This is a genomic window from Actinomycetes bacterium (assembly GCA_036000965.1).
GTDB lineage: Bacteria > Actinomycetota > CALGFH01 > CALGFH01 > CALGFH01 > DASYUT01.
The window spans coordinates 1-8,202 of sequence record DASYUT010000258.1 but is presented as its reverse complement, the minus strand read 5'-3'; the positions used below and the strand labels follow the sequence as shown (position 1 = coordinate 8,202).

Here is an 8,202-nt window from a genome sequence, read left to right as displayed (position 1 = left end):
ACGCGGTGAGAAGGCCCGATCAGCTGGGTTGGATGGTTGCGAGCGTCGCCAGCAGAGCCGGGGTGGCCTTGGCGGCGGCGGCGACGTCCTTGCTGTTGGCTGCGCCTCGCAGGTCGCGGAGCTGGGCGTCGAGGCGCGCGGCGATGGCCGGGTCGACCGTGTGGCGGACCCGGTCCCGGATCAGTTCGAGCGTGGTGACATCGCCGGCGACCGCGCCGGGGTTGTCGGCGGCGGTGTCGACGAGGAGCTGGCGCGCCCACAGGTCGAGGCGGGCGAGGTCGATCTTGACAACGGGCTGGTGCCGCAGCCGGAGGTCGAGGTCGTTCTGGGCGACGCGGAGGGCGGCCTGGTGAGCCTCTTCGGGGTTGCGGGCGGCGACGGCTTCGGCGAGGGTGTCGAGGTCCCTGCTCATCTGCTTTTCGAGCAGCTCGGGGACGTCACCCGACCGGTAGGCGTCCCATGCCGTCTTCAATGCTGTGCCGGCGGCGGAGGCGCCGGTCCAGTCGTTCCTGCCGATGGCGTCGAAGGCCTTGCGGACCGTGGTGGAGAGGGTGGTGAGCTGAGCTGGCAGGGGCCCGGAACGTGCGTCGGTGGGCACGGCGAGGGAGGCTTGCTCGAGGTCGCCGTTGGCGCTGCCGGTTGAGAACCCGCCGTAGCCGGGGGCGAAGATCTTGTCCTCGCGCTTTCCGTCCATGTGCAGCTCGCTGGCGGTGAGTGCGCCGCTGACGGGGCCGCTCGGGCCGGACACCGTCTGGCCGACGGACTTGACGGTTACCTCCTCGAAGACCTTGCCGGGGATGTTCTCGGACCGGTAGGCGTCGCCAACCTTGGGGTTGGCGGGCATGATCATCGCTGCCGGGCCGTCCCGGCCGGCTTGCCAGGTGCCCTCGTGGGTCTGGACGACGCCGTCCTCGTAGTCGGAGACGTCCTCGCCGAAGTACCACACGGCTCCGTCGTCCGCTTGGGCGAACCAGTCGAGCGCGATCTCCTGGATGCGCCCGTCGGAGTACGCGACGTACTGCATGATGACCGTTTTGACCGGTTGGCCGTTCCAGCTGATGGTCTTGGTGTCGGAAAGGCGGGTGAACTCGGTCCGGAACGGCTTGTCGTCGACCTGGCCGCCATAGATGACCTGTGCGATCTTGCTGCTGGGATGCAGCGGGTTGGTGATCGATGTCGGGTTGGAGAATGACGGCTTGACGAGATCGACCCGTCTGTTGGCCGGTCCGACCGGGAGACACCCACCGGCGGCCTCGGGTTTGACGCAATTTGGGCCGGCGGACATCGTGACCGGTGTCGTCGGTTTCGTGGAGTTCGACGTCTTGGAACCGGAGTCGCTGCACGCGCCGGCCACCAGCACCGCGGCCAGGCCGATGCTCAGCAGCGCCGGGCCGGGCCAGCGCCTCGGGCCGAGTCGTCGCGGCGGGGCTTCTCCGTGGCGAGGCATGTCATCCTCCTGTCCTGGGAGCGCAGAACCTTGGGGGTCTCGGTTGCGATGGGTCTCGGTTGCGATGGGTCTCGGTTGCCGGACCAACCTGACCCTGCGCAACGTGACGCTTCGCGGTCTGGGAGCGCAGAACCCTTGGTGGGCCTCGGTCGCCGGGGGCAGCGGGTCTCAGGTTGTCAGGGGAACGCTGACCCGGACCTGAACCTCGCTGACGGCGTGTTCAGCAGCGACGGGAGGCGACCGCAGCGCGGCGGACCCAGCCACCTGAACCGGTCCCGGAGCCCTTCGGGCGGCATGTCACCGCGAGCGGCGGTCTTATGGAGCATTCGCTGGCACCATGGGAGCTGCTGGTTAGGTAACGGCAACGGCTGAGAGGGCGGCTGCCAGGCCGCCGACCGTTGGAACCTGCTCCGGGTAATGCCGGCGGAGGGAGGGAGCCAAGTGAACGATCAGGCGCGCGCGCCGCGGGGTGCCGCCCCGGACGTGCTGGTGGTCGGCGGTGGGGTGATCGGCCTGGCCGTCGCCTGGCGGGCCGCGCTGGCCGGGATGGCCGTCACTGTGGTGGACGCGGCACCGGGCGGCGGGGCGTCGTGGGCCGCGGCCGGCATGCTCGCGCCGGTCACCGAGGTCCACTACGGCGAGGAGGCGCTGCTCCGCCTCAACCTGGCCGCCGCGCGCCGCTGGCCTGGCTTTGCCGGCGAGCTGGAGGACGCCAGCGGCAGCCCCATCGGCTACCGGCGCTGCGGCACCCTGACCGTCGCCCGCGACGGCGACGACCTGGCCGCTGTGGAGGACCTCTACCGCTTCCAGTCGGAGCTCGGGCTCGAGGTCGAGCGCTTGCGCAGCCGGGAGTGCCGGCAGGTGGAGCCGGGGCTCGCCCCGAGCGTCCGCGGCGGCGTGCTGGCCGCCGGCGACCACCAGGTCGACAACCGCGCGCTGGTCGGGTCGCTGCTCGCGGCCGCGGGGCGGGCCGGGGTCGAGGTCCGCCGGGCCCGGGTGGAGTCGCTGGTCACCGCCGGAGACCGGGCCCGGGGCGTGGCCCTGGAGGGCGGCGAGGTGCTGGAGGCGGGCGCTGTGGTGCTCGCCGCCGGTTGCTGGAGCGGCTCGCTCCGGGGTGTGCCGCCGCCGGCCCTGCCCCCGGTCCGGCCGGTCAAGGGCCAGCTCCTGCACCTGCGGGGGTCTCGGGAGGCGCCGCTGTGCCAGCACAACGTGCGCGGGCTCGACGTGTACGTGGTGCCGCGGGCCGACGGCCGGGTGGTGATCGGGGCCACCGTGGAGGACCAGGGGTTCGACACCACGGTCACGGCTGGTGCGGTGTACGAGCTGCTGCGGGACGCGGTCGAGCTGCTGCCCGACGTGAGCGAGCTGGAGCTGACCGAGACTGTGGCCGGGCTGCGGCCCGGGTCGCCCGACAACGCCCCGCTCCTCGGCCCCTCCGGCCTGGACGGGCTGGTGGTGGCCACCGGCCACTACCGCAACGGCATCCTGCTCGCGCCGGTCACAGGCGACGCGGTCGCGGAGCTGCTGGCCGGCGGGCCGGTGCCGGAGCTGATTGCGCCGTTCTCGCCCGCGCGCTTCGACCAGCAGCCCGCGACCGGCGCTGTCGCCGGAGCTGCCCGCGGCGGGAGCGGCCCCGCCGTGAGCGGCCCGGCCGGGGACGTAACGGCCGGGGACGCCCTAGCCGGGGGCGCCCTAGCCGGGGACGTGGTGGCCGGGGACGTGGTGGCCGGGGACGTGGTGGCCGGGGACGTGGTGGCCGGGGGCGCGGCGATGGCCGGGGGCGCCCCAGCCGGGGGCGCGGCGATGGCCGGGGGCGCCCGATGGAGGAGCACCGCATGACCGTCATCGTCAACGGCACCCCGACAGACGTCGCGCCCAGTGCCACCGTGGCCGAGGTGCTGGCCGGCCTCGGCCACGCGGTGTCCGGGGCCGGCATCGCGGTCGCGCTCAACGGGGAGGTGGTGCCGCGGTCGGCCTGGGCGTCGACCGGCCTCGGCGACCACGACAGCTTGGAAGTCCTCGGCGCCAGCCAAGGAGGTTGAGACAGCCATGGACGATCCGCTCGTCATCGCCGGCCAGCCGTTCACGTCCAGGCTCGTGATGGGCACCGGCGGCGCGTCGAGCCTCGAGGCGCTGGAACAGGCCCTGCTCGCGTCGGGTGCGAAGATGGCCACGGTCGCGCTGCGCCGCACCAGCCCGGGTGCCAGAGGGTCGGTCCTGGACGTGCTCGGCCGGGCCGGGTGCAGAGTGCTGCCGAACACGGCCGGGTGCTTCACCGCCCGGGACGCGGTGCGCACGGCCAAGCTGGCCCGGGAGGCGTTCGAGACCGACTGGATCAAGCTCGAGGTCATCGGCGACGACCGCACTCTGCTCCCGGACGCGGTCGAGCTGCGCGACGCGGCCGAGACCCTGGTGGACGACGGCTTCACTGTGCTGCCCTACACCAACGACGACCCGGTCCTGGCCAGGCAGCTCGCCGAGCTCGGCTGCGCCGCGGTGATGCCCCTGGGCTCGCCGATCGGCAGCGGCATGGGCATTCGCAACCCCTACAACCTGCGCATCATCCTGGAGCGGGCGACGGTCCCGGTGATCCTGGACGCGGGCATCGGCACCGCCTCCGACGCGGCCATGGCGATGGAGCTCGGCTGCGACGGGGTCCTGCTGGCCAGTGCGGTCACCCGGGCCCGGGAGCCCGCCCTGATGGCGCAGGCGATGCGCAAGGCGGTCGAGGCGGGGCGGCTCGCGGCCCGGGCCGGGCGGATCCCGCGCCGGCTCTACGCCGAGGCGTCGACCCCCTTCGAGGGTCTGGCCGACCTCGACGGGGCGTCGGCCGTTCCGGCCGGGCGGGCGGGGCGCTGATGGAGCCGGGCCGGTCGGGGCGCTCTGACGGAGCCGGGCCGGGGGCGCGCTGATGGAGCCCGGCGGGGGCGCTGATGGAGCCCGGCGGGGGGCTGATGGAGCCCGGCGGGGGGGCTGATGGAGCCCGGCGGGGGACGGCCGGGCGGCTCGCCGCCGCCCGGCTCTACCTGTGCACCCCGATCAGGCCTGACCTGGCCGCCTTCGCCGACGCGGTGCTCGGCGCGGGCGTGGACGTGGTGCAGCTCCGCGACAAGCAGGCCGAGGCCGTCCCCCTGCTCGAGGCGGCTGCCGTGCTGCGCGAGGCGGCCGACCGGCACGGCGCCCTGCTCGCGGTCAACGACCGGGCTGACGTGGCCCTGGCTGCCGGCGCCGACATCCTCCACCTCGGCCAGGACGACCTGCCCAGGGCCTGGGCCGAGCGCATCCTCGGCCAGGGGGTGCTGCTCGGGCGCTCGACCCACGACCTCGAGCAGGCTGGGCGGGCAGTGGCCGAGGGTTGGGACTACTTCGCGGTCGGCCCCGTCTACCCGACCGCGACCAAGCCGGGCCGGCCGGCCACCGGGGTGGGGCTGCTCCGGGCCGTGGCCGGCCTCGACCCGCCGGTGCCGTGGTTCGCGATCGGCGGCGTCGGCCCGGACACGCTGGACGAGGTGCTGGCCGCCGGCGCGACCCGGGCCGTGGTGGTCCGCGCGATCACCGGCACCCCCGATCCGGCCGCGGCCGTTGCCCAGCTCCGCACCCGCCTCGAAGCGGCCGCCACCGCGTGACCACGGCACCGGCCTGGCCAGGCAGGACGGTGCCACGGCCGACACACCCTGACCCGGCTCTCCGGACCCGACCGGCCGGCGCATTCATCTGACCGATCCGGGAACCGCAGCGATGCGCTCTACCACGATGCCGCGTCGATGTCCGCGCTGGCCTCAGGCGGGGGCCTGGACCGGTCGGCGGACCCGGTTCCCAGGATTGGGCTGGACCGGTCGGCGGACTCGGTCCTCAGTACCGCGACCCGACCGGCGCGGGCAGCGCGTCCAGCTCTGCCAGGTCGGCGTGGCCGAGCTGGAGGTCGGCGGCAGCGGCGTTCTCCTCGAGATAGGCGAGCTTCTTGGTGCCCGGGATCGGCACCACCTGCTCCCCTTGGGCAAGGACCCACGCCAGCGCGACCTGGGCTGGGGTCGCCCCGACCCGCCCGGCGACGGTCCGGACCCGGTCGACCAGGGTCTGGTTGGCTTGCAGGGCCTCGCGGGCGAAGCGCGGGTTGCGGGCCCGGAAGTCGTCGCCGGCGAAGGACGCCGCGGTGATCCGCCCGGTGAGGAAACCCCGGCCGAGCGGCGAGAACGGGATGAAGGCGGCGTGGTGCGCCGCGCACCAGGGCAGCACCTCGCCGAGGGGGTCGCGCGTCCACAGCGACAGCTCCGACTGCACGCTCGCCACCGGATGGATCGCCTGGGCCCGTTCCAGGTCGTCCACCCCGACCTCGGAGAGGCCGACGGCGCGGACCTTGCCCACCTGCACGAGCGCGGCCATCGCGCCCCAGGTCTCTTCCAGCGGCACCTGGTCGTCGACCCGGTGGAGCTGGTAGAGGTCGATGACCTCGGTCCCGAGGCGGCGCAGGGACGCGTCGCAGGCCTCGCGGACATGCTCGGGACGGCCGTTCTTGCGGAGCGTGTAGGTGGCCGCGTCCTCGACCACCAGCCCGCACTTGGTGGCCAGCACGACCTGGTCGCGGCGGCCGGCGAGCGCCCGGCCGACCAGCTCCTCGTTGGTGAAGGGCCCGTACACGTCGGCGGTGTCGATCAGCGTCATGCCAAGGTCGACGGCCCGGTGGATGACCGCGACCGACTCCGCGTCGTCCCGCTCGGCGCTCGAGTAGGCCCATGACATTCCCATGCAGCCGAGCCCGATCGCGCCGACCTCGGTGCCGTCAGGTCCCAGCCGTCGCCGCCGCATGCGCGCTCCCTTCGGTCCGCGTGCCCGTTGCCTGTCTGCCACGGTGGCACCGACCGCCGGCTCGCGCCACGCCCGGCAGCGGTCCGGACCCGCGGTCGTCGCCGAGCTCGACCGGGACCACGCGGGCGGCCGGTCGCCGGACGATACGCCGCCGCGCCGGGCCCTTCAACCGCCGGGCGGCCGGGCGCCTTCAACCGCCGCCGGGCCGGGCGCCTTCAACCGCCGCCGGGCCGGGCGCCCTCAACCGCCGGGAGATCAAGCGCCCTCACCGCCGGGTAGCCGGGCGCCCTGAGCCGCCGGGTGGCTGGGCGGCGGCTCGAACCGCAGGGAGCTCGCACCCCGCAGGTCGAGCCACCAGCGCCCGCCAGCGCTGGCGACCCGGACCACCGCGGTGTCGCAGCTCGGGCAGCGCAGGACGGTGCCCATACCGTGGCAGTACGCCATCAGCGCGCCGATCTGGCGGGCCGCGCCGCAGCCGGCGCAGCCGGTCCAGGCCGTGGTGGCCTCCAGCACGAACACCTCGCTGAGCAGGCCCGCCGCCGCGTTGCCGTCCAGTCGCAGGTCCCGGTCGTCCATGATCAGCCTCCAGTCGGTCCGAACCGCTCCGTACGCACCCGGACCGGGTCGTGCCCGAGCTCCACCAGCGTCGTGGCGACCGCCTCGACCATCCGGGTCGGGCCGCACACGTACGCCAGCGGCCGCGCCGCCGGCGGCCAGCCGACCTCCTCGAGCATGGCCGGGTCGATGCGGCGCCGGTAGCCGGTCCATCCGGGCGGTTGCTCGCGGGTGAAGGTGTGCGTCACCGCGAACCCGCTGCCGTCGGTGCGGGCCAGCCGGTCGAGCTCGTCGCGGGCGAGCGCGTCAGCGGCTGACCGCGACGAATACAGCAGGCGGGTGGGCACCTGGCTGCCGGTGGCGGCGCGGTGCCTGGCCATCGCCAGCAGGGGCACCACCCCCGACCCGCCCGCGACGAGCAGCAGCGGCCCGCCCAGGGACGGCTCCCACACGAAGTAGCCGCCGATCGGCCCGCGCAGCTCCAGCAGGTCGCCGGCACGCAGGTCGCCGGCGAGGTAGGGCGACACCTCGCCGTCGTCGAGCCGCTCCACCGTGATCGCCACCCGCTCGCCGGCCGGCGCCGACGCGATCGAGTAGCTCCGCTGCGCCTGGTAGCCGTCCTCGGCGGTCAGGCGGACGTCGAGGTGCTGGCCGGGCAGGTGACCTGGCCAGCCTGGGACCTCCAGGTCGAGGCTGACGAACCGGGGCGTCTCGGCCCTGGTCGCCACGACGCGGGCAAGCCGCCAGGTCAGTCGCTCCAGTACCGTTCTTCCAGCCATGGGTCCCCGTGGTTGTGGTAGCCGAGCGACTCCCAGAAGCCGGGCGCGTCGTGGTCGAGCAGGCGCAGGCCCATGACCCACTTGGCGCTCTTCCAGAAGTACAGGTGCGGGACGAGCAGGCGGGCCGGCCCGCCGTGCTCGGGCGCCAGCGGCGCCCCGTCGAACTCCCACACCACCCACGCCTTGCCCCCGCTCAGGTCGTCGAGGGGCAGGTTGGTGGTGTAGCCGCCGTAGCTGGAGGCGACCGCGTGGCTCGCTTCGGGCAGCGGTTCGGCCGCGTCGAGCAGGGTGTCGACCGACACCCCGGTGAAGGTCGTGTCGAGCTTGGTCCACTTGGTCACGCAGTGGATGTCGCCGGTGAAGGTCGACGGCGGCAGGGCCCGGATCTCCTCCCAGGTCCACGCCTGAGGCCGGGCTACCAGCCCCGCGACCCGGAAGCGCCACTCGGCCAGGTCGATCCGTGGGGTGGGCCCGGCGCTGAGCACGGGAAACCCCGGCTCGACGTACTGCCCGGGCGGGACCCGCCCGGCGAGGTCCTCGGGCAGCCGCCGCCTGCCCCGGAACCCGCGCGAGATGAACCCGCTCACGAGCGCGGCCTCCGGCAGACGGATCCGC

9 protein-coding genes and 1 riboswitch are annotated in these 8,202 nt (G+C 74.3%); of the genes, 4 read left to right on the top strand and 5 right to left on the bottom strand.

Annotated features, from left to right (window positions below):
• Positions 1–19 precede the first annotated feature (19 nt).
• Positions 20–1,447, bottom strand: a complete 1,428-nt coding sequence (locus VG276_22430; protein ID HEV8652073.1) for a hypothetical protein — start codon at positions 1,445–1,447, stop codon at positions 20–22.
• 327 nt (positions 1,448–1,774) lie between these two features.
• Positions 1,775–1,897, top strand: a riboswitch (TPP riboswitch).
• Here VG276_22430 and thiO point away from each other — a divergent pair.
• The 4 genes from thiO (at position 1,889) to thiE (ending at position 5,073) form a co-directional block, all read left to right on the top strand.
• A complete protein-coding gene (gene thiO / locus VG276_22425; protein HEV8652072.1) occupies positions 1,889–3,286 on the top strand; it encodes a glycine oxidase ThiO in 1,398 nt (465 codons plus the stop codon). (Overlaps the previous riboswitch by 9 nt.)
• Positions 3,283–3,489 (top strand): sulfur carrier protein ThiS, encoded by a 207-nt coding sequence (gene thiS / locus VG276_22420; protein ID HEV8652071.1) that lies wholly within the window; start codon positions 3,283–3,285, stop codon positions 3,487–3,489. The genes thiO and thiS overlap by 4 nt, the downstream gene beginning before the upstream one ends.
• Positions 3,490–3,496: 7 nt before the next feature.
• The gene (locus VG276_22415) at positions 3,497–4,306 is read left to right on the top strand and encodes a thiazole synthase (GenBank protein ID HEV8652070.1); all 810 of its coding nucleotides are present in this window, start codon (positions 3,497–3,499) and stop codon (positions 4,304–4,306) included.
• Between the two features lie 95 nt (positions 4,307–4,401).
• Positions 4,402–5,073, top strand: a complete 672-nt coding sequence (gene thiE / locus VG276_22410) for a thiamine phosphate synthase (protein ID HEV8652069.1) — start codon at positions 4,402–4,404, stop codon at positions 5,071–5,073.
• Between the two features lie 226 nt (positions 5,074–5,299).
• On the opposite strand, the gene VG276_22405 is transcribed toward thiE, so the two are convergent.
• The 4 genes from VG276_22405 to VG276_22390 form a co-directional block, all read right to left on the bottom strand.
• Complete coding sequence (locus tag VG276_22405) at positions 5,300–6,253, bottom strand: aldo/keto reductase (GenBank protein ID HEV8652068.1); 954 nt, start codon at positions 6,251–6,253, stop codon at positions 5,300–5,302.
• 255 nt (positions 6,254–6,508) lie between these two features.
• Complete coding sequence (locus VG276_22400; GenBank protein HEV8652067.1) at positions 6,509–6,829, bottom strand: DUF6510 family protein; 321 nt, start codon at positions 6,827–6,829, stop codon at positions 6,509–6,511.
• 2 nt (positions 6,830–6,831) lie between these two features.
• Complete coding sequence (locus VG276_22395; protein HEV8652066.1) at positions 6,832–7,587, bottom strand: ferredoxin reductase; 756 nt, start codon at positions 7,585–7,587, stop codon at positions 6,832–6,834.
• Entirely contained in the window at positions 7,557–8,198 is a 642-nt protein-coding gene (locus tag VG276_22390) for a sulfite oxidase-like oxidoreductase (GenBank protein HEV8652065.1), read from the bottom strand. Before VG276_22390 ends, VG276_22395 begins: the two co-directional genes overlap by 31 nt.
• Between the last annotated feature and the right edge of the window lie 4 nt (positions 8,199–8,202).

What these genes read in the sequence shown, in the direction of transcription:
- VG276_22400 (HEV8652067.1), bottom strand. Translation starts at nt 6,829, where the DNA reads ATGGACGACCGGGACCTGCGACTGGACGGCAACGCGGCGGCGGGCCTG.
- thiE (HEV8652069.1), top strand. Translation starts at nt 4,402, where the DNA reads ATGGAGCCCGGCGGGGGGGCTGATGGAGCCCGGCGGGGGACGGCCGGG.
- VG276_22405 (HEV8652068.1), bottom strand. Translation starts at nt 6,253, where the DNA reads ATGCGGCGGCGACGGCTGGGACCTGACGGCACCGAGGTCGGCGCGATC.
- VG276_22430 (HEV8652073.1), bottom strand. Translation starts at nt 1,447, where the DNA reads ATGCCTCGCCACGGAGAAGCCCCGCCGCGACGACTCGGCCCGAGGCGC.
- VG276_22395 (HEV8652066.1), bottom strand. Translation starts at nt 7,587, where the DNA reads ATGGCTGGAAGAACGGTACTGGAGCGACTGACCTGGCGGCTTGCCCGC.
- thiS (HEV8652071.1), top strand. Translation starts at nt 3,283, where the DNA reads ATGACCGTCATCGTCAACGGCACCCCGACAGACGTCGCGCCCAGTGCC.
- VG276_22415 (HEV8652070.1), top strand. Translation starts at nt 3,497, where the DNA reads ATGGACGATCCGCTCGTCATCGCCGGCCAGCCGTTCACGTCCAGGCTC.